This window comes from Bacillus stercoris (genome assembly GCF_029772985.1).
GTDB classification, from domain to species: domain Bacteria; phylum Bacillota; class Bacilli; order Bacillales; family Bacillaceae; genus Bacillus; species Bacillus stercoris.
The window spans coordinates 2,545,294-2,569,985 of record NZ_CP121861.1 but is presented as its reverse complement, the minus strand read 5'-3'; the positions used below and the strand labels follow the sequence as shown (position 1 = coordinate 2,569,985).

Here is a 24,692-nt window from a genome sequence, read left to right as displayed (position 1 = left end):
GGGACTAGGGGAGACAGTACCCCCAAGTCTCTTTTTTATATTGATATATCATTCTTTTATCACTTTTTGTTTATGTTATAATGAAGGCTGGAAAATAGAAACGTTGATACATAGTGAGGGATTAAACAATGGCCGGATATACGCCTATGATACAGCAATATTTAAAAATTAAGGCAGAGCACCAGGATGCCTTTTTATTTTTTCGACTGGGTGATTTTTACGAAATGTTTTTTGAGGACGCTAAAAAAGCGTCACAAGAGCTGGAAATTACGTTAACGAGCAGAGACGGCGGTGGGGCGGAAAAAATACCGATGTGCGGTGTGCCGTATCATTCTGCTTCCGCGTATATTGAACAGCTTATTAAAAAAGGATACAAAGTGGCGATTTGTGAACAGACGGAAGATCCGAAGGCCGCAAAGGGTGTTGTAAAAAGAGAAGTGGTTCAGCTTATTACGCCCGGAACTGTAATGGACGGAAAAGGCATCCATGAATCGGAAAATAACTTTATCGCATCTGTTTCAGCCTGCTCGAATGGATACGGGCTTGCGCTTTCCGATTTAACAACGGGAGAAAATTTGGCTGTTTTGATTGAACGGCTTGAAGACGTCATATCAGAAATTTATTCAGTCGGCGCCCGGGAAATCGTGGTTTCAGGAAGCCTGGATGCCGATACAGTCGCACAGCTGAAAGAGCGGTGCGGTGCAACGATTTCAATTGAAGACGGAGAAATAGACGAACACGTCACGATCATTGAGCACTTAAATAATGAAGATGTAACAAAAACATTTATGCGCTTATATGCGTATCTGAAAAGAACCCAAAAGCGTAGCCTTGATCATCTTCAGCCCGTGCAGGTGTATGAGCTTGAGGAAGCGATGAAAATCGACTTGTACTCAAAGCGTAACCTAGAGCTGACCGAAACGATCCGTTCGAAAAATAAAAAAGGCTCCCTTTTGTGGCTGCTGGATGAAACAAAAACGGCAATGGGAGGCCGGCTTCTTAAACAATGGATTGACCGGCCGCTTATCAGAGTCAATCAAATCGAAGAGCGCCAAGAAATGGTGGAAACATTGATGTCCCATTTCTTTGAACGGGAAGATCTGCGTGAACGGTTAAAAGAAGTATATGATTTAGAACGTCTTGCCGGCCGCGTGGCATTCGGAAATGTCAATGCCCGGGATTTGATTCAGCTGAAGGAATCGTTAAAGCAAGTGCCTGGCATCAAACAGCTGGTTGCTTCACTTGCTCATGACAAGGCCAAGGAACGTGCAGAGCGTATTGACCCTTGCGGAGATGTACTTGAACTGCTGGAAGAAGCGCTGTACGAAAACCCTCCTTTATCGTTAAAAGAAGGAAACCTGATAAAAGACGGTTACAATCAAAAGCTTGATGAATACCGTGATGCAAGCAGAAACGGAAAAGACTGGATTGCCCGCCTGGAACAGCAGGAGCGGGAATACACAGGCATTCGCTCTTTAAAGGTCGGCTTTAATAAAGTTTTCGGTTATTACATTGAGGTGACAAAAGCAAATTTGCATTTGCTTGAGGAAGGGCGTTATGAGCGGAAGCAGACGTTAACGAATGCAGAGCGCTACATTACACCAGAATTAAAAGAAAAAGAAGCGCTCATTTTAGAAGCGGAAAATAACATCTGTGAGCTGGAGTACGAGCTGTTTACCGAGCTGCGCGAGAAAGTGAAGCAGTATATTCCGCGGCTTCAGCAGCTTGCAAAACAGATGAGCGAGCTGGATGCGCTGCAATGTTTTGCGACAATTAGTGAAAATCGTCACTACACGAAACCGGAGTTCTCTAAAGATGAAGTCGAAGTGATTGAAGGCAGACACCCGGTTGTTGAAAAAGTCATGGACAGCCAGGAATATGTCCCGAACAACTGTATGATGGGCGATAACAGACAAATGCTTCTCATTACAGGTCCAAACATGTCAGGGAAAAGCACGTATATGAGACAAATCGCGCTCATTTCCATTATGGCGCAAATCGGCTGCTTTGTACCCGCGAAAAAAGCGGTACTTCCGATTTTTGATCAAATTTTTACACGAATCGGCGCTGCAGATGATTTGATTTCCGGACAAAGTACATTTATGGTAGAAATGCTTGAAGCGAAAAATGCAATTGTCAATGCGACGAAAAACAGCCTCATTTTGTTTGATGAAATTGGGCGGGGAACGTCCACTTATGACGGCATGGCGCTGGCACAGGCGATTATTGAATATGTTCACGATCATATCGGCGCCAAGACGCTGTTCAGTACACACTATCACGAGCTGACCGTTCTGGAGGACAAGCTGCCCCAGCTGAAAAACGTTCATGTTCGCGCTGAAGAATATAACGGAACTGTTGTCTTTCTTCATCAAATTAAAGAAGGTGCTGCTGATAAAAGCTATGGTATCCATGTAGCTCAGCTTGCTGAGCTGCCTGAAGATCTGATTGCGCGCGCTCAAGATATTTTAAAAGAGCTGGAGCAGTCAGGAAACAAACCAGAGGTGCCCGTGCATAAATCTCAGGAGGCGAAACCCCAGGTGAAAGAAGAACCGGCACAGCTGTCCTTTTTTGACACAGCGGAAAAGCCGGCTGAAACACCAAAGCTTTCAAAAAAAGAAAAGCAGGTGCTCGATGCCTTCAAATCACTTAATATACTGGATATGACACCGCTTGAAGCGATGAATGAAATGTACAAGCTGCAAAAGAAATTACATTAAAACGGGGTGATGAATGTGGCAAAAGTCATCCAGCTGTCAGATGAGCTTTCAAATAAAATAGCGGCGGGCGAGGTTGTGGAACGGCCCGCCTCAGTCGTCAAGGAATTGGTGGAAAATGCGATCGACGCTGACAGCACAGTCATTGAAATCGATATTGAGGAAGCAGGCCTTGCATCCATTCGGGTTTTGGATAACGGCGAAGGAATGGAGAATGAAGATTGCAAGCGTGCCTTCCGCCGCCACGCAACAAGTAAAATAAAAGATGAAAATGATTTATTCAGGGTAAGAACGCTTGGTTTTAGGGGAGAAGCCCTGCCGAGTATCGCGTCAGTCTCTCATCTGGAAATTACGACAAGCACTGGTGAAGGAGCTGGGACGAAGCTCGTCCTTCAAGGAGGAAACATCATTTCCGAATCGCGGTCCTCAAGCAGGAAGGGAACTGAAATTGTCGTTTCGAACTTGTTTTTTAACACACCGGCCCGTTTGAAATATATGAAAACCGTTCATACAGAGCTTGGAAACATTACAGACGTGGTTAACCGTATTGCTCTGGCGCATCCAGAGGTATCGATCCGTCTGCGCCATCATGGGAAAAACCTGCTTCAAACGAATGGAAACGGAGATGTACGCCATGTCCTGGCAGCGATTTACGGCACTGCTGTCGCCAAAAAAATGCTTCCGCTGCATGTAAGCTCTTTGGATTTTGAAGTGAAGGGATATATCGCTCTCCCAGAGATTACACGGGCGTCGAGAAACTATATGTCGTCTGTGGTCAATGGCCGTTACATTAAAAATTTCCCGCTCGTCAAAGCGGTTCATGAAGGATATCATACGCTTTTGCCGATCGGACGCCATCCCATTACCTTTATAGAAATTACGATGGACCCGATTTTAGTCGATGTCAACGTGCATCCATCGAAGCTTGAGGTCCGGCTCAGCAAGGAAACAGAGCTTCATGACTTAATACGTGACGGAATTAAAGATGTATTTAAACAGCAGCAGCTGATTCCGAGTGCCCAGCTCCCGAAAAAATCAGCACCTGCCATCAAAAATGAGCAGCAGATTATAACCTTTGATGAAAAACCTGCGGAAAAAAAAGTTCCGGAAAAATCGACTGCGCCATCTTATTCACCAATGAAGCTCAGCTCAGTCGTGAAAGAGCCGGCTGATGCGGAGGAAGAATTGCCTCCTCTCCATTTTGATGCTCCACCTATCGATGATGAGGAACAAACCCTTGAGGTGTCCAGTGTTTCAGAAGAACAGTCTGAAACATATGAGCAGGAATACCATGAGGAACAGCCGCCGCCAACGTCTGAGCGGGTTCCGATTATGTACCCGATCGGCCAGATGCACGGGACTTATATATTGGCACAAAATGAGAATGGCTTGTATATTATCGACCAGCACGCCGCCCAAGAACGTATTAAATACGAGTACTTCCGTGAAAAGGTGGGGGAGGTTGAGCCTGAGGTCCAGGATATGATTGTACCGCTGACGTTCCACTACTCCACAAACGAGGCTTTGATTATCGAACAGCACAAACAAGAGCTCGAAAGTGTTGGTGTCTTTTTAGAGTCATTCGGGTCAAACAGCTACATCGTCCGCTGCCACCCGGCCTGGTTTCCAAAGGGAGAAGAAGCCGAGCTGATAGAAGAAATCATTCAGCAGGTGCTCGACTCCAAAAATATTGATATTAAAAAACTCCGTGAGGAAGCCGCGATTATGATGAGCTGCAAAGGCTCCATCAAAGCAAATCGCCACCTCAGAAATGACGAAATCAAAGCGCTTCTGGACGACCTCCGAAGCACATCAGACCCATTTACATGCCCGCACGGCCGCCCGATCATCATACACCATTCCACTTATGAGATGGAAAAGATGTTCAAACGCGTGATGTAGCGATGTTTGGTGAAGGGCAATATAACCTTTTCTATATTTTGTCTACGCATTTCAAGCATTGAGATATTCTTCGGAATAGCTTAATGCTTTTTTTATTGTGTTCTTTCAGTGATATGAATTTAAACATTTGAAGTCATCTTGACTGTAGAAAATAAAGACTTACGTCAGCATAGGGAAGTCATTACATGGATTATGACGGAAGAGGAGCGTTTGGAGTATATAAAAAACATCCAATCATCCCATTTATCCCGATGTATAATATTGGTAAATGAGATGAAAGTAACAAATGGTGCTATTGATTAAAGTATTAGGCTTTGAAGGAGCGGGAAGATTGAAAAGTAAATGAATGGTTTTACCCATTTAAACAACCTTTATCACGTGTATATTGGATTGTAGGGGAGGGATATCATGGTCAAGATCATATTGGCATTTGTTTATCTATTTGGCTTCGTTGTGTTAAGCAATTGGGCTTTCGACGGAATATTTTCCGAGAGCTATTTCTCGCCAATCGGTTTCCTTTGGTCTATTTTATTTACATTTTTCATAGGGGTTTATGCCGGCTTGCCTTTAATCTACAAAAAGTTTTCTCAATCAAGCCGTTTGACTTTGAAAAGTAAAAAGCCGATTTATTTCACTATCGGTACAGCCGTTATTCTCTTTGGGCTTTATTTTCTCAAAAACGAAATCGCCCCCTATTTGATGCTATGTGGCTATTTTTTAACTCCGGCATCAGGTATAGCCCTGACCATCTTATTACAGCCCAAAACCAACAACTGTAAAACAGTATAACCAACAAGAACTAATGAAAGCCCGTCTCATAAGGCGGGCTTTATATAATCAATATTTGCTTTTTATCTCCATCTCCAATTTATTTCGTTGTCATCCTCGTAAATACCCGGCAATGAAATTCCTATTCTTTTTTGCTTGTCATCAACAATAAACCAATTATCTTCGTCTATTAATTCATCGTCTAACTTTTCAATTGCAGAGGGATCATCTTCGTCCATCACGGCCCTAAAGAAGTCTTTGAATTTTTCCATCTTCTCATTAGGAATGATTTCCCTAATAAATTGAGGAGCGGCACTGCTAATGAGCGGGGGCGCTTTAAATTTTTGCTACTAATAGAACTGTGTACTAAATTTTCAATCATGAAAGTAATTTCGTGATTAGGAAAGTAAGTTTACGCCTTCTATATCCTTTCCTTTTACTGATAATTAGGTGGAGGAGAGATGACATGAATTTTGAAACTAAATATCTGATCAGATGGGGTATACCAGGATGGGTTTTTTTACTGATGAGTTTATGGCCATTTGTTATATTTTCTAAAGGCGTACCCGTTAATGATCCAGTGAAAAGTGTTAGCTTTATTTTTAGTGCAGTGGTAATTGGCTATCTCATCTATCAAATTTATTTTGTTATGATTGGTTGTTAGGTTTCTCGGAGAGGGAGTTTATAAATGGTAAAGAACTGTCTCTTAGACCAGGGGAAAGTGGTATTATTTCAACAAACGAAGTGCGTATAGAAAATACAAGGCTAAACAATACTACAAGTTGGAATTCGAATGGCAAAATGAATTATTGAAAATTACTGACGAAAACAAACGTAACTTATTGCGACGCGGTTTTCACATTTATTATCGACAACTCATAGTTTAGGAACTCTATGCTCGTTATTTATATCTTTATTAGTAAATTTACTTCAACTAAATTACCCAATTACTTATGAGAGAACATTGCTTCATACTGGATCAATTGTTTTAAATTGCATTTACATTATTTTATTACCTTCTATCGCCAATCTAATGTTAATGAAGGTGCTTTTTTATATTCTCTGTAAACTGCTTCCGGTAAATCTCAAGATAGACTATTGGCGGTTAACGGCTTTAGTGCGGTGGCAGTTTAGAGTGAATATTTGCCTTGTTTAGAAACTTTGTTGGCATGTTTCGGCAATCGCATGGCAAAACGCCATAAAAACTTCTTATGGCGTCTGCCGTACAGGGAGGTGAGTCAAAAAGACTTTGGATACTCTTAGATTAGTAAAGGAATGAAGCACCAACAATGATCAACAAGATGAACAACACTACGATCAATACGAAGCTGCTTCCGCCTGAATATCCGCCGCCAGAGTATCCACCAGAATATCCACCGTAGAATCCCATGATGTCACCTCCTTTAGTCGAGATAGAATAAGGTATGCGAAACAATAACTTTCGACATAGTTTTAAGTCTAAAAAAGAAGAAATGAATATTTTGTCTAAAGGTGGACCAGTGGATTTCAGCAGACTATTAACAGTTGTACCTCACCTTCATCTTCATCCGCAGCAGTTGCGATTGAACCAACCTTATTTAAAATACATCTCTACTTCAACCCCTGATGAAGTTTTGCGATATCAATGCTTTTTATGTATCCATTGGAGTGTGAAACGGTTGTAAACGTGTGATCCATCATACTTCACGGATATATCCATCTACATAACAAAATTTACATTTACAGGTAATTTAAAATAATGTATATTTTGGGTGAGGGGGTGGAAACACATGGCATGCGGTCCGAAGATCATTATCTTTTTGGATGAACTTGATGATCCGAATGTAAGAATCATTCTAGAATGCAGAATTTAAAATACTACATTGTGTTTGCTCCCTGTTCGTGTGAGCAGGGAGTTTTTTTCGTTTATATAACTGGTGATGTCCAAATATAAGGTGTTATGAATTCTCCATATCTGCCATCGGCATTTTTAAGCGGCTTCTCTATTTGGCTGGTTATCAAAAGCAAGTTCAATGAAAGCCATCAAAGCTGATATCACAACAAGCAAGACATCTGGAATATAAATAGACTGCATAAAGTAATCTGCAAAACAGATCGTTATAAGATTGCTGATAAAATACAGTATAAAAGCAAAAAGTGCAGTCTTTTTCAAAGAAAGTGATTTTTCCAAAATGATAGAGATTATCTTTGTGAGTGGGTCTATGATTACGCCTACAGCAAAGCAGGCTAAAATAAATAAAGCTAATGTTTGATTGGAAGCGTATGTGATGCCAAGTATGGAGAATAATCCTTTCATCCCGAAGAAAAAGCCGCCGAAGATGACTGCAAGTGCAATAGCCACAATAAAAATGACAGATACAATTTCGATTAATTTTGATTTCAGGTTAAAATCCTTAGAGTGCTCGTTCTGTTCTTTTTGGCACAAGGATGACACTCCCTTCACCTGCTTACTCATACAAACCTTTATCCTTAAATAAACCCAAAATATCTATAAGTCTGTTTCTGACGAAAGTAGTATAACATATTTTAACAAAAACAAAAAAGGCCCTTTCCGCTGGGGAAGGGCCTTTTTCACCATGTTAATTTCTGAGATTCGCCGAAGTTTTCTCTTTTTTTGGCCAAATAAAATAGCTGGCTGTAATGAGAAAGTCAATGCCTATAATGACAGTCCACAGTTTAAGAATGCCGCTCAATGCCTCGGTTCGGGCAGAGTCATTGATAAAATAAATCATCCCTGCCAATAGTCCCGCACCAATTAAGTAGGCCAGCACATGTCTTAGCCAGCCTTTCGCACCGTGCTTGGCATGATCCATTCCAAAACGTTTCAGAGGTTTTGCGCCTTTTTTTGTCACATAATATTGAAATTTCTCATCTGCCCATTGAATCATTTGTTTCCCATAAGCGATCGATATACCGATGTAAACAGCTGCAATTCCATGTGCTGCGGTCGCTGAGGCTCCGCGGTAAAGGTCCACACCAGTTGCCGCTAATAAGATCAAATCGATAACTGGAGTTAAGGCAAGGAATAGCAGTCCTAATGTATGTCGTTTGAATAGGTAGCGTACAGCAAGCCCCAAAACAATGACAACCCAAAACGCAATTTCACAGAAAACAATCATCCATGCGATACCGTTCAATCCATTCCCCTCTTTTCAATACAGTTGTATTATTTAAATAATATGTTACCACCTTTGTTTTTGTAACACAACTGTATTATAAAAATTGCCCTCTCATTTTTTTCTTGTTACAATAAAGCTATGCCAAAACAAATTGACCATGAGAAAAGAAGAAAACAAATTGCAGAAGCGACGTGGCGCGTTATTTTAGAACGGGGGATGGAGGGAGCATCAGCCAGGAACATTGCAAAGGAAGCAGGATTGTCATTAGGTGCGCTGCGCCATTATTTTACTACACAGGATGAACTGCTTGCGTTTGCAATGAAACTTGTTCAAGAAAAGGTGACGGCTCGAATTAAGGACATTGCCATGAAGGATTTACTCCCTAAGGAAAAAGTGTTGCACATTTTGCTTGAAATTGTCCCAACGAATGAAGAAACGATAAGAGAGATGGAGGTTTGGTTTGCTTTTACTGCTTATGCCAGACATAAAAAGGATATGTTTGATGCGAATCATGACGGGATTTTCAGCGGCATGCGGAATCTGATTGCCTATTTAGATGAATCCGATTTACTGAAGCAGAATGCTGATAAAAACATTGAAGCTGAGAGGCTTTACGCGCTTGTTGACGGCTTGGCTTTACATGCGATGCTTGACCCTGTGCGAGTGAATAAAGACAGAATCAAGCGGGTCATTATGCAGCATGTAGAGTCAATTTGCGTGGAAGGTACACGCGAGACACAAAAACGAAATCTCTAAGGAACTAGTGCGAAAAGCGATTCTTGTTGGACATGCTTCCAAAAGAATCGCTTTTTTTATATGCAAAGAACAAGGATCTCTGAAAAAAATGGAAAACAATCATACTGTTTGATAAAGTGGAATGAAAGATGGAGGGTGAACAACGGTCCATCATTTAAGAACTTTACATGATAGGGATGGTATAAATGAATCTTACTTATAAGGTGCATCCAATTAAAACAAGGTATCAGGGCTGGACGAATTATTGCTATATCATTGAAGATATTGTAAGCAGATCTGCAATTGTTGTTGACCCCTCATGGGAATTGAGTAAAATAACAACTGCACTTTCTGAACTAAAAGCTGAATTAAAGGCAGTCGCATTGACACATTCTCATTATGATCATGTAAACCTAGTAGACCCGCTGACGAAGATGTTTAACGCTCAAGTTTATATGTCGAAAAAAGAAATTGATTATTATCAATTCCGATGCAGAAATTTAATTAGCCTAGAGGATCATCAGACGATCAGCATAGGGAACACAAGTGCACAATGCCTTCTCACACCGGGGCATACAGCCGGCGGAATGTGTTATTTGTTTTCTGAAAGTATTTTTACCGGAGATACGGTGTTTACAGAAGGGTGCGGCATATGTGAGGATGATGGCAGTTCAGCGGGAGAGATGTTTGATAGCATTCAAAGAATAAAATCGGAGGTTTCACCTCATGTACGGGTGTATCCTGGTCACTCTTTTGGCAAATCGCCCGGCCATTCAATAAAGGATCTTTATCAGCATAATATTTACTTTCAAATTGATAAGAAGGAATACTTTGTGAAATTTCGCACCCGTAAAAATCAAAAAGGCATTTTTGATTTTAAATAATCTTTTTGAATCTATTATCCTATTTTTCTTCGAATATCTAAATGCTTTTTATTTTTCAAAATGATTACATAGGAGGGTGTTATTTATTTTGAAAACTTATTAGTAAGAAAATGAAGCGCATTATCTTGATATGTCGCCCTATACGTGATGCAGGTCCTTTTTCATATATTCTGTTATATCTCCTGATCCTTTATTCCTCAATTGAAAGAAGTAGAAAAACAATTGGGTTAACTGTAGGAAAAATTAACTTGACGGATAATATTTACAGAGGTTACCATCAACTTGAACATGCTACTATTTATCCGGTCATCACTATTTTTTATAAAATCATACAAAAGTGAAACACATCTACTATCGGAAGGGTGGCTTTGAGAGAATGATCACATATGTTTTTCCGGGGCAGGGTTCGCAGAAACAAGGAATGGGCAGCGGCTTATTCAATGAATTTAAAGAACTGACGGATCAGGCAGATGAGATCTTAGGCTATTCAATCAAACGTCTTTGCCTGGAAAATCCTTATTCCAATTTAAATAAAACGCAATTTACTCAGCCGGCGTTATATGTGGTAAACGCACTAAGCTATCTGAAAAAAATCAAGGAAAAAGAAGTTAAGCCTGACTTTGTCGCCGGCCACAGCTTGGGTGAATACAATGCGTTATTTGCAGCTGAAGCCTTTGACTTTGAGACAGGTTTACAGCTTGTCAGAAAAAGAGGCGAGCTGATGAGTCTGGTAAGCAACGGCGGTATGGCAGCTGTTATGGGACTAAATGAAGAGCAGGTTGCAAAGGCTCTGAAAGAACATCATCTACATGATGTTGATATTGCTAATGTGAACGCCCCATATCAAATTGTAATTTCAGGGAAAAAAGATGAGATTGAAAAAGCCGCATCTCTTTTTGATACGTTGACTGAAGTTACAATGGTACTCCCCTTAAACGTAAGCGGCGCGTTTCATTCCAGGTACATGAATAAAGCAAAAGAAGAATTCGAGGAGTTCCTTCATGCCTTTCATTTTTCGTCCCCGTCTATCCCGGTTATTTCAAATGTGTATGCCAAACCGTATACATCCGAATTCATGAAGCAGACGCTGGCCGATCAAATTAATCATTCAGTGAAATGGACTGAGAGCATAAGCTACTTAATGAATAAAGGCCATATGGAGTTTGAGGAGATAGGTCCAGGAAATATTTTAACCGGGTTAATACATCGCATAAAGAAAGATGCGGAACCAATGCCCCGTTAAAAACGTTTGTTCCTATGGCCTTGTACCTCGTTAATTAGAGCTAAAGACAGATTTCCTTTCCTTTAAGGTATAAAGTTTTAAAGAGTCAATCGTTCGTTTGACACTGTTTCTAATTGAATAACTTTATATACTGTTACATAAAGAGGCTGAAAAAAGTTAGACATTTGAACTATGTCAGCCAGATTGCCAAACCATCGCTCTCACATCTAGATGGTCCCTTTTTAACGCACCCACCAATCATAGAGTCGATGTTCTTTGCTGATCCTGTCATCATGTTACATCAATTTTGAGATATCAACATACATCTACGATCACTTCATAAATGAACCGCATCCAGAGCACTAATAGCATTCCTTCCAAAGTTGAATCTCCTTTACTTTTTTCATATAAGACTTTTTTATTTATTTTCTTTCTTTCAATCGCTGCTATATGTCTTTTACAGCATATATAGAACTGAAAAATCAAAATAGCCGTCATAAATATAAAAAAAGAAGGTTATACACATGAATGAACCGCTTGTTTTTATGTTTTCCGGACAAGGTTCCCAATACTATCACATGGGGAAAGAACTATTTAAGGAAAATGCCGTGTTTCGCCAATCGATGCTTGAAATGGATGCCATTGCAGCACGGCGAATCGGCACATCTATTGTTGAAGAAATCTACCATCCAGATAAACGGGTGTCAGATCCGTTTGATCGTATTCTTTTTTCCCATCCAGCTATTTTTATGGTTGAGTATTCCTTATATAAAGTTTTGGAAGACAGGGGAATTTATCCTGATTACGTATTGGGATCAAGCCTGGGAGAATTCGCATCAGCGGCAATTTCTGGTTTGTCAGACGCAGAGGATATACTGGATTGCATACTTGAACAGGCTATTGTCATCCAAAATTCCTGCGATAAAGGTAAAATGCTGGCCATTCTTGACAAACCGCAATTGCTGAAAGATTATCCGCAACTGTTTAGAAATAGTGAACTTATTTCTATCAATTATGATTCGCACTTCGTCATTTCTGGTGAAGAAAATCATATAAAGCAGATTATGGAGGCTTTAAAAGAGAAACAGATTCTTTGCCAGCTGCTTCCTGTATCCTATGCTTTTCATTCTTCGCTTATCGATCCGGCAGAGAGTGCCTATGAAGAATTTTTAAGATCAAAATCTTTTAAAAAACCGTTCATACCGATTGTATCGAGCTTAACGGGAAGCTGCCTTCACGTAATCGACAATCATTTCTTTTGGAATGCGGTCAGAAAACCAATGATGTTTCGTGAAGCGATTCGATATTTGGAAAGCAAGCATACATGCAAGTTTATCGATTTAGGGCCATCCGGCACCTTAGCTGCATTTGTGAAACAGCTGATTCCGGGTGATTCAGCTGACCGCTGCTGCTCAATCATAACACCATTTCATCAGGAGCTGAAAAATCTGAAAACGGTTGAGGGTTTCCGTACACCAGAAAGGAAGTTTACAAGATGATTACATATGTCTTTCCAGGGCAAGGCTCCCAGCAAAAGGGAATGGGACAAGGGTTATTTGAACAATATCAGCATTTGACTGATCAAGCAGATCAAATATTGGGCTATTCAATAGAGAAGCTATGTACAGAGAAATCCTATTTGGATGTAAACCATACTGAATACACGCAGCCTGCTTTATACGTTGTAAATGCACTCAGTTATTTGAAGCGAGTGGAGGAAACCGGCAGAAAACCTGATTTTGCGGCAGGACACAGTTTAGGAGAATACAATGCGTTGTTGGCTGCCGGTGCATTTGATTTTGAAACCGGATTAAGACTTGTCAAAAAAAGAGGAGAATTGATGGGACGCATTACAGGAGGCGGAATGGCTGCTGTGATCGGCCTGAATAAGGAACAAGTTACAGCCGTTTTAGAAGAGAACTGCCTTCATGACATTGATGTGGCGAATGAAAATACGCCTCGGCAAATTGTAATTTCCGGCCCGAAAAAAGAGATTGAAAAAGCTCGGGCTGTTTTTGAAAACACCAAGGATGTAAAGCTGTTTCATCCATTAAATGTGAGCGGAGCTTTTCATTCCAGATATATGAATCAAGCAAAACAGGTCTTTAAGCAATATATTGACTCATTCCAGTTTGCACCTTTGGCGATCCCGGTTATCTCCAATGTCTATGCAGAGCCATACCATCAAGAACGGTTAAAAGATACATTATCTGAACAAATGGACAACACAGTGAAATGGACGGACAGCATTCGTTTCCTGATGGGAAGAGGAGAAATGGAGTTTGAAGAGATTGGGCCTGGCACTGTATTAACCGGCCTCATTCATCGGATTAAAAATGAAGCTGAACCATTGACATATATACCGAAAAAGAACCTCGCGATCAGTGTGCATCTAAAAGAAAAACCCAATGTTCAAGCCGACATTACGGCAGAATCTTTAGGAAGTGCTGAATTTAAACAGGATTATCATCTTACATACGCTTATCTTGCAGGAGGAATGTACCGCGGAATTGCTTCGAAAGAAATGGTAGTAAAGCTCTCAAGAGCGGGAATGATGGGGTTCTTTGGCACAGGCGGTCTGAGCCTGAATGAGGTTGAAGATGCGATCCGTGCTATACAAGGTGAATTAGGGAAAGGACAAGCCTACGGCATCAATCTGGTACACAATATGAAACATACTGAATCAGAGGAAAAAATGATCGATCTTTTATTGAGGAATCAAGTGAGCGTTGTGGAAGCTTCAGCATTTTTAAGTGTCACTCCTGCATTAGTAAGGTACCGCGCAAAAGGAGTGAAACGAAATGAAAATGGTGAGGTTATATGCTCAAATCGTCTCATAGCAAAAATATCACGTCCGGAAGTTGCAGAGTCATTTCTGAGCCCTGCGCCTGAGAATATGCTGCAAAAGCTTTTAGGAGAAAATAAAATCACCATGAATGAAGCTGAGTTGCTGCGGTGCATTCCGATGGCTGACGATATTTGTGTGGAAGCTGATTCAGGCGGTCACACAGATGGCGGTGTGGCATACAGCCTGATGCCGGCGATGACATCTTTAAGAGATGACATGATGAAAAAATATCAATATCGGAAAAAAATAAGAGTTGGTGCAGCTGGAGGGATTGGAACACCTGAGGCAGCGATGGCGGCTTTTATGCTTGGGGCAGATTTTATTCTAACAGGTTCAATCAATCAATGTACGGTTGAGGCGGCAACAAGTGATAAAGTAAAGGATTTGCTTCAGCAGATGAATGTACAAGATACAGCCTATGCGCCTGCAGGCGATATGTTTGAATCGGGCAGTAAAGTGCAAGTGCTAAAAAAAGGCGTGTTCTTTCCCGCACGGGCAAACAAGTTATATGAACTGTACCAGCGGTATGGATCTATACGTGAGCTGGATGCAAAGATGCTGGCCCAGCTTGAGGAGAAATACTTTAAACGCAGTTTAGAAGACATATATAAGGAAATTGCCTTACATTATCCCGCGGCAGACATTGAGAAGGCTGAACAAAACCCGAAGCATAAAATGGCTTTGATTTTCCGATGGTACTTCAGATACAGCTCAAAATTGGCAATCAGCGGAAGCGAACATTCGAAGGTTGATTATCAAATTCACTGCGGTCCCGCGCTGGGAGCCTTTAATCAATGGGTCAAAGGATCGCAATTAGAAAATTGGCGAAACCGTCATGTCGATGAAATCGCGAAAAAATTAATGACAGAAACGGCAGTATTGCTTCATGAACGGATACAATCGATGTATCAGCCGTCGCATGAAACAGACAACATAAGGATAAAAGTTTGAATATTATGAAAATATACCTATAAAAATCATTAAAATGATCCATTGAAGGAGAGAGCGCGTTATGGATAAACAGAGAATCTTTGAAGTATTAATCACCAATATTTGCGAGGTGCTTCCTGAATTAGACGGACACAGATTTGAGCCTGAAGATCAGTTAGTTGAGCTAGGGGCTGACTCTGTAGACAGAGCTGAAATTATCACAATGGTGCTAGAGGATTTATCGTTAAAAATTCCTCGCATTGAGCTATCCGGAGTGAAAAACATCGGTGAATTAGCTGAGGTGCTTTATGACAAAGTGCAATCTGCCTGAGGTCGTAGTGACCGGTGTAGGCGTCACGGCCTCCATCGGTCAAGGAAAAGAGGACTTTGCTTCCTCGCTGCTGTCCGGCAGACATGCCTTTGATGTCATGAAGCGTTCAGGCAGACAAAAAGACAGCCGGTTTATCGGAGCTGAAATCGCATCATTGTCTTATCCCGACCGGCTTTCTAAAAAAATATTGCGGAAAGCATCATTTTCCAGCCGCGCTGCATTGGTAACTCTCACGGAGGCTTGGGAGGAGGCTGAATTGGACGATGCAGATTCCTCACGTATCGGACTGGTAGTTGGCGGGTCAAATTTCCAGCAGAGAGAAACCTTAGAGGTTTATGAAAGCTATCAAGCCCGCTCTGGTTTTATTTCGCCGGCGTATGGCCTGTCTTTCATGGATAGCGATCTTTGCGGGATATGTACAGATCAGTTTGGCATTACAGGATTGGCATATACGTTGGGAGGAGCCTCGGCCAGCGGCCAGTTAGCAGTCATTCATGCGATTCAGCAAGTCCTGTCAGGTGAAGTTGATACTTGCATAGCACTTGGTGCTTTAATGGATCTTTCTTATATGGAATGTGAGGCGCTAAGGGCTTTAGGCGCTATGGGAACGGACAAATATGCTGATGAACCTGAAAAAGCGTGCCGGCCCTTCGATCAAAACAGAGACGGATTTATTTATGGAGAATCGTGCGGTGCATTGGTAATAGAACGAAGGGAGACGGCTTTACAAAGAGGTGTTAAACCTTATGCAGCATTGCCTGGCTGGTCAATTAAACTGGACGGAAACCGGAACCCTGATCCTTCATTAGAAGGAGAGATTCATGTCATCCAGAAGGCGCTAGGGCGTGCCGGCCTTTCACCAGAAGATATTGATTATATTAATCCTCATGGTACAGGTTCTTTTATTGGAGATGAAACAGAATTAAAGGCGCTCCGTGCATGCGGGCTTTCCCATGCTTATATCAATGCAACAAAATCGATAACCGGACACGGGCTTAGTGCGGCGGGCATCGTAGAGATTATTTCTGTTTTGCTGCAAATGAAAAAATCTGCCCTGCATCCGAGCCGGAATTTGGATCATCCAATCGATGATTCCTTTCATTGGGTAAATGAGAAATCGATTTCATACCGCATCAAAAATGCGCTGAGCTTAAGCATGGGGTTTGGTGGAATGAACACTGCGGTTTGTATACAAAACATTGAGAAATGTGGAGGCGAATCATAAATGGTTTCAGCCGGAATAGAAGCGATGAATGTCTTTGGCGGAACGGCATACCTTGATGTCATGGAGCTGGCCAAATACAGACGCTTAGACACTGCCAGATTTGAAAACTTATTAATGAAAGAAAAAGCGGTAGCACTGCCTTATGAAGATCCCGTGACCTTCGGAGTCAATGCAGCTAAGCCGATAATTGATGCTTTATCTGAAGCAGAGAAGGACCGGATTGAATTATTAATCACTTGCTCTGAATCCGGGATTGACTTTGGAAAATCGTTAAGTACATATATCCACGAGCATTTAGGCCTCAACCGCAACTGCCGTTTGTTTGAGATTAAACAGGCATGTTATTCAGGAACGGCTGGATTTCAGATGGCGGTGAATTTTATATTATCCCAGACTTCCCCGGGGGCCAAAGCACTGGTTATCGCCAGTGATATTTCACGTTTTTTAATCGCAGAGGGAGGAGACGCATTAAGCGAAGATTGGTCTTATGCGGAACCAAGCGCCGGGGCGGGAGCGGTGGCCGTTTTAGTTGGCGAAAATCCCGAGGTGTTTCAAATAGATCCCGGAGCAAATGGGTATTACGGCTATGAAGTCATGGACACGTGCCGCCCCATTCCCGACAGTGAAGCGGGTGATTCTGATCTCTCTTTAATGTCATATCTGGATTGCTGCGAACAGACCTTTCTGGAATATCAAAAACGTGTACCGGGAGCCAATTATCAGGACACGTTTCAATATCTTGCTTACCATACGCCCTTTGGCGGGATGGTGAAAGGTGCGCACCGGACAATGATGCGTAAGGTGGCGAAGATGAAAACAGCTGGGATTGAGACGGATTTTTTAAATCGGGTAAAACCAGGTTTAAATTACTGTCAACGGGTTGGAAATATTATGGGGGCAGCCTTGTTTCTGGCATTGGCCAGCACGATCGACCAAGGGAGATTTGATTCGCCTAAACGAATTGGCTGTTTTTCCTACGGATCCGGCTGCTGTTCCGAGTTTTACAGCGGAATTACAACTCCGGAAGGCCAGAAGCGTCAGCGAACATTTGACATTGAGAAGCATTTGGATCGCCGATATCAGCTCTCTATGGAAGAGTATGAGCTGCTGTTTAAGGGGAGCGGGATGGTGCGGTTTGGGACGCGTAATGTAAAGCTAGACTTTGAGATGATACCGGGCATCATGAAGTCTACTCAAGAGAAGCCGCGCTTGTTTTTAGAAGAAATTTCTGAGTTTCATCGGAAGTACAGGTGGATCACGTGACCTATCAAACGATAAAGGTCCGCTTTCAAGCGTCGGTTTGCTATATTACCTTTCACCGCCCTGAAGCGAATAATACGATTAATGACACGCTGATAGAAGAATGCCTGCAAGTGTTAAACCAATGTGAAACATCATCAGTTACAGTTGTCGTTTTAGAGGGGCTTCCCGAGGTGTTTTGTTTCGGAGCGGATTTTCAAGATATCTATCAGGAAATGAAAAAGGGCAGAAAACAGGCAAGTTCTCAAGAGCTTCTCTATGATTTGTGGCTGAAATTACAGACCGGTCCTTACGTCACGATATCTCATGTCAGGGGAAAAGTGAATGCAGGCGGTCTTGGATTCGTTTCTGCCACTGATATTGCCATTGCTGATCAGACAGCGTCATTCAGTCTCTCTGAGCTGCTATTTGGCCTGTACCCTGCGTGTGTTTTACCGTTTTTGATCCGCCGTATCGGCTGGCAGAAAGCGCATTACATGACACTTATAACAAAGCCGATTTCCGTTCAGGAAGCCAGTGAATGGGGGTTAATAGATGCTTTTGATGCTCAAAGTGACGTGCTGCTGAGAAAGCATTTATTGCGTTTGCGGAGGCTGAATAAAAAAGGAATCGCACATTATAAACAGTTTATGAGCTCACTCGATCATCAAGTCAGCCGTTCGAAAGCCACCGCTTTAACTGCAAATCAAGACATGTTTTCTGATCCCCAAAACCAAATGAGAATCATCAGGTATGTTGAAACAGGACAATTCCCATGGGAGAATCAGTAACCGTTTGAACAATGAAATCAGAACCGTTAGGAGGACATCATGACGCATTCCGTTGTGGAGCTTATTGAAATTGAACACGCCATTATTCAGGTAAAAATGCATGATCGTGCTCATAAAAACGCGTTTTCACAAGAACTTACAGACGGTTTAATTCAAGCGTTTGAATACATACGGCAGCACCCCAAATATAAAGCGGTCATTTTGACAGGATATGATAATTATTTTGCTTCAGGAGGAACGCAAGAAGGACTGCTTCGAATTCAGCAGGGGTTGACCAAGTTCACTGATGACAATCTTTATTCTCTGGCGCTGGATTGCGAGATTCCAGTTATTGCGGCAATGCAGGGCCATGGAATTGGAGGCGGTTTTGTCATGGGGCTCTTTGCTGATTTTGTCATTCTGAGCAGAGAAAGCGTGTATACGGCTAATTTTATGAAATACGGATTTACGCCTGGAATGGGCGCTACCTTTATCGTTCCTAAAAAACTGGGATTCAGCCTGGCCCAGGAAATATTATTGAATGCGGGAAGCTACCGCGGAGCTGAGCTTGAAAAAAGAGGGGTGCCCTTTAAGGTGCTGCCCCGTGCAGAAGTGTTAGATTATGCAGTGGAGCTGGCGCAAGAACTGGCGGAAAAGCCGAGAAACTCATTGGTTACCCTGAAAGATCATCTGGTTGCCCCGCTTCGTGATCAGCTGCCGCGCGTCATTGAACAGGAATTGATGATGCATGAGAAAACATTTCATCATGAAGAAGTCAAAACAAGGATCAAAGGTTTATACGGGAATTAACTGAAAATCTATAAAAATTTCGCAGGTGAAATGGAGGCAGCGCGATGAGAAATAATGATAATATCCGCCTATTAGCTAACCCTTCTGTCAGTCATGGTGAGCCTTTACATATATCTGAAGAGCAGCCGTCAACAATACCTGAAGTTTTATACAGAACGGCTGCGGAGCTTGGAGATACAAAGGGAATCATTTATTTGCAGCCGGATGGAACTGAAGTTTACCAATCCTATAGACGATTATGGGATGATGGATTGCGCATTGTGAAGGGACTTCGCCAATCAGGTTTGAAAGCAAAACAAAACGTGATTTTGCAGCTTGGTGACAATTCACAGCTTCTCCCTGCGTTCTGGGGGTGTGTGTTAACAGGGATTGTTCCGGCTCCGTTAGCTGTTCCGCCAACGTATGCTGAATCGAGCAGCGGCACTCAAAAGCTGAAAGACGCATGGACGCTTCTCAACAAGCCGGCGGTCATTACAGACCGGGGGATGTACCAGGAAATGCTCGATTGGGCAAAAGAACAAGGGCTTGAAGGGTTCAGGGCGATTGCTGTGGAGGATCTGCTCAGCGCTGAAGCGGACACAGATTGGCATCAAGCCAGTCCCGAAGACTTAGCGCTTTTATTGCTGACTTCAGGCAGTACGGGAACACCTAAAGCAGTGATGCTTAATCATCGTAACATTATGAGCATGGTGAAAGGGATTATTCAAATGCAAGGCTTCACCAGAGAGGATATTACGTTTAACTGGATGCCGTTTGACCATGTCGGAGGCATCGGAATGCTGCATTTGCGAGATGTTTATCTTGGCTGTCAGGAAATTAACGTTTCAAGCGAAACGATCTTAATGGAGCCGTTGAAATGGCTGGATTGGATTGATCATTACCGAGCTTCTGTTACGTGGGCGCCGAATTTTGCGTTTGGTCTTGTCACTGATTTTGCAGAAGAAATAAAAAATAGGAAATGGGATCTATCTTCAATGCGGTACATGCTAAATGGCGGTGAAGCAATGGTAGCCAAGGTAGGGCGCAGAATACTTGAGCTTTTAGAACCTCATGGACTGCCTGCAGATGCCATCCGACCTGCATGGGGAATGTCCGAAACTTCATCGGGCGTTATTTTTTCTCATGAGTTTACCCGGGCTGGAACAAGTGATGATGATCATTTTGTTGAAATAGGCTCTCCAATCCCCGGCTTCTCTATGAGAATTGTGAATGACCATAATGAATTGGTTGAAGAGGGCGAGATCGGCCGTTTTCAAGTTTCGGGTCTTTCTGTTACTAGCGGTTATTACAAGCGGCCTGATTTGAATGAGAGTGTGTTTACAGAAGACGGCTGGTTTGAAACCGGAGATCTCGGCTTTTTGCGAAACGGGCGCTTAACGATAACAGGCCGTACGAAAGATGCAATTATCATTAATGGCATTAATTATTACAGTCATGCGATTGAGTCTGCAGTTGAAGAGTTACCTGAAATTGAAACTTCTTATACTGCTGCCTGCGCTGTCCGTTTGGGCCAGAATTCAACAGATCAGCTGGCTATCTTCTTTGTTACTTCCGCAAAATTAAATGATGAGCAGATGTCTCAGCTTCTTAGAAACATACAATCCCATGTCTCGCAGGTGATCGGAGTCACTCCAGAATATTTGCTGCCTGTACAAAAAGAAGAGATACCAAAAACGGCTATCGGAAAAATCCAGCGCACCCAGCTGAAAACTTCATTTGAAAATGGAGAATTCGACCACTTGCTTCATAAACCCAACCAGATGAAAAATGCGGTCCAGGACGGGGAGATACAGCAAGCAGACCATGTGAAAAGAGTAAGGGAAGAAATACAGGAGCATCTGCTCACCTGTTTGACTGAGGAACTGCACGTTTCCCGCGATTGGGCGGAGCCAAATGCAAATATCCAAAGTCTTGGTGTGAATTCTATCAAGATGATGAAGCTCATTCGATCGATCGAGAAACATTATCAAATCAAACTTACAGCCAGAGAGATACATCAATATCCTACAATTGAACGCTTAGCCAGCTATCTATCTGAACATGAAGGCATCAGCAGTTTGTCTGCTGACAAAAAGGGCACTGACACATATAAAACGGAACCGGAAAGGAGTCAGGCAATTTTTCAGCCCCTCTCTGAGGTTCAAAAAGGATTATGGACATTGCAAAAAATGTCACCCGAAAAAAGTGCATATCACGTACCGCTCTGTTTTCGATTTTCATCAGGGCTTCACCTTAAAACATTACAGCAGGCTTTCGACTCTGTATTGAATCAGCATCCAATCTTAAAGCACGTCATCCAAGAGAAAGACGGAGTGCCATTTCTGAAAAATGAGCCAGCGCTTTCAATTGAAATCAAGACAGAAAACATCTCAAGTATGAAAGAGTCTGATATTCCTGCTTTTCTTAGAAAGAAAGTAAAGGAACCGTATGTAAAGGAAAACAGCCCGTTAGTGCGTGTCATGAGCTTTTCCAGATCTGAACAAGAACATTTTCTATTAGTTGTCATTCACCATTTGATTTTTGACGGAGTTTCGTCTGTCACATTGATGCGCAGTCTGTTTGATACCTATCAGCTTCTTTTACAAGGACAGCAGCCGGATACAGCTGTTTCTCCTGCCATTTATCATGATTTTGCGGCATGGGAGAAAAACATGCTTGCCGGCAAAGACGGTGTGAAGCATCGTACGTATTGGCAAAAACAGCTATCGGGAACGTTGCCGAATCTTCAATTGCCTAAGGTCAGCGCAAGTTCAGGCGGTTCTGAGTTTGGAGAGGATACATACACCCGGCAGCTGTCCAACGGCTTCATGAATCAGGTCAGGACGTTTGCGAAAGAGCATTCTGTAAATGTTACGACGGTATTCTTAAGCTGCTATATGATGCTGCTTGGCCGTTACACCGGGCAAAAGGAACAGATCGTCGGCATGCCGGCCATGGTGAGGCCGGAGGAAAGATTTGATGATGCCATTGGACATTTTCTCAATATGCTGCCGATTCGGAGTGAGCTGAACCCGGCAGACACTTTTTCTGGCTTTATTTCAAAATTGCAATTAATGATATTGGATGGGCTTGATCATGCAGCTTATCCTTTTCCAAAAATGGTGAGGGATCTGCATATTCCTCGAAGTCAAGCAGGTTCACCGGTATTTCAAACTGCTTTTTTCTATCAGAATTTTCTTCAATCCGGAAGCTATCAAAGCTTGTTGAGCCGCTATGCTGACTTCTTTTCTGTCGATTTCGTTGATTGTATTCATCAAGAGGGCGAATACGAACTAGTTTTTGAGCTGTGGGAAACAGAAGAAAAAATGGAGCTGAACATCAAGTACAACACAGCTCTGTTTGATGCGGCTTCGATATCCGCCATGTTCGACCAGTTTGTTTATGTAACAGAGCAGGCGATGTTGAATCCTTCTCAGCCTTTAAAAGAGTACGCTTTATTACCTGAGGCAGAGAAGCAGATGATTCTTAAAACATGGAACGCCACTGACAAAACGTATCCATATACATGTTTTCATGAGTTGTTTGAGCAGCAGGCGAAAAAGACGCCTGATAGAGCAGCTGTCAGCTATGAAGGCCGAACATTGACGTATCGGGAGCTTGATGAAAGAAGCACACAGCTCGCCATTTATTTGCAGGCGCATGGAGTGGGTCCGGACCGTCTGGCGGGAATCTATGTGGATCGATCGCTAGAGATGCTAGTGGGATTATTAGCGATTCTTAAGTCCGGGGGAGCATATGTGCCGCTAGACCCATCCTATCCGGCTGAACGATTGGAATACATGCTAAAGGACAGTGAAGTTTTCATTACACTGACGACAGCAGAATTAGTAAATACTTTGAGTTGGAACGGTGTCGAAACTGTTCTTTTAGATCAAGATTGGGATGAAATTGCTCAAACAGCCTCAGATCGAAAAGTGCTTACACGAACTGTCACACCGGAAAACTTGGCATATGTCATTTATACGTCCGGCAGTACAGGAAAGCCAAAAGGTGTCATGATACCGCATAAAGCTTTAACAAACTTTCTCGTTTCGATGGGGGAAACACCAGGTTTTACGCCAGAGGATAAAATGCTTGCTGTTACAACCTACTGTTTTGATATCGCCGCTCTGGAATTATTTTTGCCTTTAATAAAAGGCGCACACTGCTATATTTGTCAAACGGAGCATACAAAAGACGTTGAAAAACTGAAACGGGACATCCGAATGATCAAACCAACAGTAATGCAGGCAACCCCCGCTACGTGGAAGATGCTCTTTTATTCAGGCTGGGAAAATGAAGAGAGCGTGAAAATTTTATGCGGAGGCGAAGCATTGCCTGAGACATTAAAACGATATTTCTTGCATACGGGCAGCGAAGCCTGGAATATGTTCGGGCCAACCGAAACAACAATCTGGTCGGCGGTTCAGCGCATTCACGATGAATGCTCTCATGCCACGATAGGAAGGCCGATCGCCAATACACAAATTTATATTACGGATTCTCAGCTCGCGCCAGTTCCGGTTGGTGTCCCGGGTGAGCTGTGCATTGCAGGAGACGGTGTGGCGAAGGGCTACTACAAAAAGGAAGAATTAACGGATTCGAGATTCATTGACAATCCTTTTGAGCCGGGGTCTAAGCTTTATAGAACGGGAGACATGGCCCGCTGGCTTCCGGGAGGACGAATTGAATATATAGGCCGCATCGATAATCAGGTGAAAATCCGCGGATTCCGTATTGAACTTGGTGATATTGAAAGCAGGCTTAGTGAACATCCCGGCATTCTGGAATGCGTTGTGGTTGCAGGTATGGATAACCTAGCAGCCTATTATACAGCTAAACATGCAAATGCTTCTATTACAGCGAGAGAGCTGCGTCATTTTGTGAAAAAAGCTTTGCCTGCCTATATGGTGCCTTCTTATTTTATTCAGCTGGATCATATGCCGTTAACGCCGAACGGAAAGATAGATAGAAACAGCCTTAAGACTATCGATGTAACAGGGGAACCGCTAATGGAAAAGCAGCCTTCACGTAAGAACATTCAGGATACTGTTTTGGCCATTTGGCAGGAAGTGCTGAAAACGAGTGAGATTGAATGGGAAGACGGATTTTTCGATGTGGGCGGGGATTCGCTTCTCGCGGTCACTGTGGCTGACCGCATCAAACATGAACTATCCTGTGAGTTTTCTGTCACAGACCTGTTTGAGTTTTCA

At 42.5% G+C, this 24,692-nt stretch carries 19 protein-coding genes and 1 pseudogene (1 of these 20 running past the window's edge); 16 read left to right on the top strand and 4 right to left on the bottom strand.

What is annotated here, in order from left to right; genetic code table 11:
- The first annotated feature begins 128 nt into the window (after positions 1-128).
- The 3 genes from mutS to QA442_RS13365 all read left to right on the top strand — a co-directional run bounded on the left by mutS (position 129) and on the right by QA442_RS13365 (position 5,408).
- Entirely contained in the window at positions 129-2,720 is a 2,592-nt protein-coding gene (mutS, locus tag QA442_RS13375) for a DNA mismatch repair protein MutS (RefSeq protein ID WP_095431323.1), read from the top strand.
- Positions 2,721-2,735: 15 nt separating this feature from the next.
- A complete protein-coding gene (mutL, locus tag QA442_RS13370; protein ID WP_095431324.1) occupies positions 2,736-4,619 on the top strand; it encodes a DNA mismatch repair endonuclease MutL in 1,884 nt (627 codons plus the stop codon).
- A 408-nt stretch (positions 4,620-5,027) separates the two neighbouring features.
- Positions 5,028-5,408, top strand: a complete 381-nt coding sequence (locus QA442_RS13365; RefSeq protein ID WP_095431325.1) for a hypothetical protein — start codon at positions 5,028-5,030, stop codon at positions 5,406-5,408.
- A gap of 62 nt (positions 5,409-5,470) precedes the next feature.
- On the opposite strand, the gene QA442_RS13360 is transcribed toward QA442_RS13365, so the two are convergent.
- Positions 5,471-5,659, bottom strand: a complete 189-nt coding sequence (locus QA442_RS13360; RefSeq protein ID WP_095431326.1) for a hypothetical protein — start codon at positions 5,657-5,659, stop codon at positions 5,471-5,473.
- 194 nt (positions 5,660-5,853) lie between these two features.
- Here QA442_RS13360 and QA442_RS13355 point away from each other — a divergent pair, with 194 nt between their 5' ends.
- A complete protein-coding gene (locus QA442_RS13355) occupies positions 5,854-6,051 on the top strand; it encodes a BA5345 family protein (protein ID WP_255220398.1) in 198 nt (65 codons plus the stop codon).
- 600 nt (positions 6,052-6,651) lie between these two features.
- Here QA442_RS13355 and QA442_RS13350 read toward each other — a convergent pair.
- The 3 genes from QA442_RS13350 to QA442_RS13340 form a co-directional block, all read right to left on the bottom strand.
- The gene (locus QA442_RS13350; protein ID WP_014664033.1) at positions 6,652-6,777 is read right to left on the bottom strand and encodes a YjcZ family sporulation protein; all 126 of its coding nucleotides are present in this window, start codon (positions 6,775-6,777) and stop codon (positions 6,652-6,654) included.
- A gap of 579 nt (positions 6,778-7,356) precedes the next feature.
- Entirely contained in the window at positions 7,357-7,812 is a 456-nt protein-coding gene (locus tag QA442_RS13345; RefSeq protein WP_095431327.1) for a regulatory YrvL family protein, read from the bottom strand.
- A 154-nt stretch (positions 7,813-7,966) separates the two neighbouring features.
- Positions 7,967-8,524 carry a hypothetical protein gene (locus QA442_RS13340; RefSeq protein WP_041521340.1) on the bottom strand — a complete coding sequence of 186 codons (558 nt, stop codon included), beginning with the start codon at positions 8,522-8,524 and terminating at the stop codon, positions 7,967-7,969.
- A 120-nt stretch (positions 8,525-8,644) separates the two neighbouring features.
- Between QA442_RS13340 and QA442_RS13335 the strand changes: the two genes are divergently transcribed.
- The 12 genes and pseudogenes from QA442_RS13335 to QA442_RS13280 all read left to right on the top strand — a co-directional run.
- A complete protein-coding gene (locus QA442_RS13335) occupies positions 8,645-9,262 on the top strand; it encodes a TetR/AcrR family transcriptional regulator (protein ID WP_095431328.1) in 618 nt (205 codons plus the stop codon).
- 185 nt (positions 9,263-9,447) lie between these two features.
- Positions 9,448-10,125, top strand: a complete 678-nt coding sequence (locus QA442_RS13330; protein WP_040083127.1) for an MBL fold metallo-hydrolase — start codon at positions 9,448-9,450, stop codon at positions 10,123-10,125.
- Positions 10,126-10,235: 110 nt separating this feature from the next.
- Positions 10,236-10,505: pseudogene (locus tag QA442_RS13325) on the top strand (hypothetical protein).
- Positions 10,502-11,368: an ACP S-malonyltransferase gene (gene fabD, locus QA442_RS13320; protein WP_095431329.1), complete on the top strand. Its 867-nt coding sequence runs from the start codon at positions 10,502-10,504 to the stop codon at positions 11,366-11,368. The pseudogene QA442_RS13325 and the gene fabD (QA442_RS13320) overlap by 4 nt, the downstream one beginning before the upstream one ends.
- A 503-nt stretch (positions 11,369-11,871) precedes the next feature.
- Positions 11,872-12,846, top strand: coding sequence for an acyltransferase domain-containing protein (locus tag QA442_RS13315; RefSeq protein ID WP_095431330.1), 975 nt, complete (start codon positions 11,872-11,874; stop codon positions 12,844-12,846).
- On the top strand, positions 12,843-15,146 hold the full coding sequence (gene fabD, locus QA442_RS13310; RefSeq protein ID WP_095431331.1) for an ACP S-malonyltransferase: 2,304 nt from the start codon (positions 12,843-12,845) through the stop codon (positions 15,144-15,146). The genes QA442_RS13315 and fabD (QA442_RS13310) overlap by 4 nt, the downstream gene beginning before the upstream one ends.
- A 61-nt stretch (positions 15,147-15,207) precedes the next feature.
- On the top strand, positions 15,208-15,456 hold the full coding sequence (locus QA442_RS13305) for an acyl carrier protein (RefSeq protein ID WP_003231809.1): 249 nt from the start codon (positions 15,208-15,210) through the stop codon (positions 15,454-15,456).
- A complete protein-coding gene (pksF, locus tag QA442_RS13300) occupies positions 15,434-16,681 on the top strand; it encodes a polyketide biosynthesis malonyl-ACP decarboxylase PksF (protein WP_279473172.1) in 1,248 nt (415 codons plus the stop codon). Before QA442_RS13305 ends, pksF begins: the two co-directional genes overlap by 23 nt.
- Positions 16,682-17,944, top strand: a complete 1,263-nt coding sequence (gene pksG, locus QA442_RS13295) for a polyketide biosynthesis 3-hydroxy-3-methylglutaryl-ACP synthase PksG (RefSeq protein WP_014664042.1) — start codon at positions 16,682-16,684, stop codon at positions 17,942-17,944. It begins immediately after the preceding gene.
- The gene (locus QA442_RS13290; protein WP_095431333.1) at positions 17,932-18,711 is read left to right on the top strand and encodes an enoyl-CoA hydratase/isomerase; all 780 of its coding nucleotides are present in this window, start codon (positions 17,932-17,934) and stop codon (positions 18,709-18,711) included. Before pksG ends, QA442_RS13290 begins: the two co-directional genes overlap by 13 nt.
- 39 nt (positions 18,712-18,750) lie before the next feature.
- Positions 18,751-19,500, top strand: a complete 750-nt coding sequence (locus QA442_RS13285) for a polyketide synthase (protein WP_095431334.1) — start codon at positions 18,751-18,753, stop codon at positions 19,498-19,500.
- Between the two features lie 44 nt (positions 19,501-19,544).
- A protein-coding gene (locus QA442_RS13280; RefSeq protein ID WP_279473171.1) for a non-ribosomal peptide synthetase crosses the window boundary here: on the top strand, positions 19,545-24,692 show its beginning. Its footprint extends 9,972 nt past the window's final position; 5,148 of the gene's 15,120 nt are visible here — the first part of the coding sequence; the start codon lies at positions 19,545-19,547; its stop codon lies beyond the right edge, outside the window.

Excerpts from the sequence above, each read along its gene's own strand:
- mutS (WP_095431323.1), top strand. The coding sequence starts at position 129 with ATGGCCGGATATACGCCTATGATACAGCAATATTTAAAAATTAAGGCA.
- QA442_RS13365 (WP_095431325.1), top strand. The coding sequence starts at position 5,028 with ATGGTCAAGATCATATTGGCATTTGTTTATCTATTTGGCTTCGTTGTG.
- QA442_RS13360 (WP_095431326.1), bottom strand. The coding sequence starts at position 5,659 with ATGGAAAAATTCAAAGACTTCTTTAGGGCCGTGATGGACGAAGATGAT.
- QA442_RS13355 (WP_255220398.1), top strand. The coding sequence starts at position 5,854 with ATGAATTTTGAAACTAAATATCTGATCAGATGGGGTATACCAGGATGG.
- QA442_RS13350 (WP_014664033.1), bottom strand. The coding sequence starts at position 6,777 with ATGGGATTCTACGGTGGATATTCTGGTGGATACTCTGGCGGCGGATAT.
- QA442_RS13335 (WP_095431328.1), top strand. The coding sequence starts at position 8,645 with ATGCCAAAACAAATTGACCATGAGAAAAGAAGAAAACAAATTGCAGAA.
- QA442_RS13330 (WP_040083127.1), top strand. The coding sequence starts at position 9,448 with ATGAATCTTACTTATAAGGTGCATCCAATTAAAACAAGGTATCAGGGC.
- fabD (WP_095431329.1), top strand. The coding sequence starts at position 10,502 with ATGATCACATATGTTTTTCCGGGGCAGGGTTCGCAGAAACAAGGAATG.
- QA442_RS13315 (WP_095431330.1), top strand. The coding sequence starts at position 11,872 with ATGAATGAACCGCTTGTTTTTATGTTTTCCGGACAAGGTTCCCAATAC.
- fabD (WP_095431331.1), top strand. The coding sequence starts at position 12,843 with ATGATTACATATGTCTTTCCAGGGCAAGGCTCCCAGCAAAAGGGAATG.
- QA442_RS13305 (WP_003231809.1), top strand. The coding sequence starts at position 15,208 with ATGGATAAACAGAGAATCTTTGAAGTATTAATCACCAATATTTGCGAG.
- pksF (WP_279473172.1), top strand. The coding sequence starts at position 15,434 with ATGACAAAGTGCAATCTGCCTGAGGTCGTAGTGACCGGTGTAGGCGTC.
- pksG (WP_014664042.1), top strand. The coding sequence starts at position 16,682 with ATGGTTTCAGCCGGAATAGAAGCGATGAATGTCTTTGGCGGAACGGCA.
- QA442_RS13285 (WP_095431334.1), top strand. The coding sequence starts at position 18,751 with ATGACGCATTCCGTTGTGGAGCTTATTGAAATTGAACACGCCATTATT.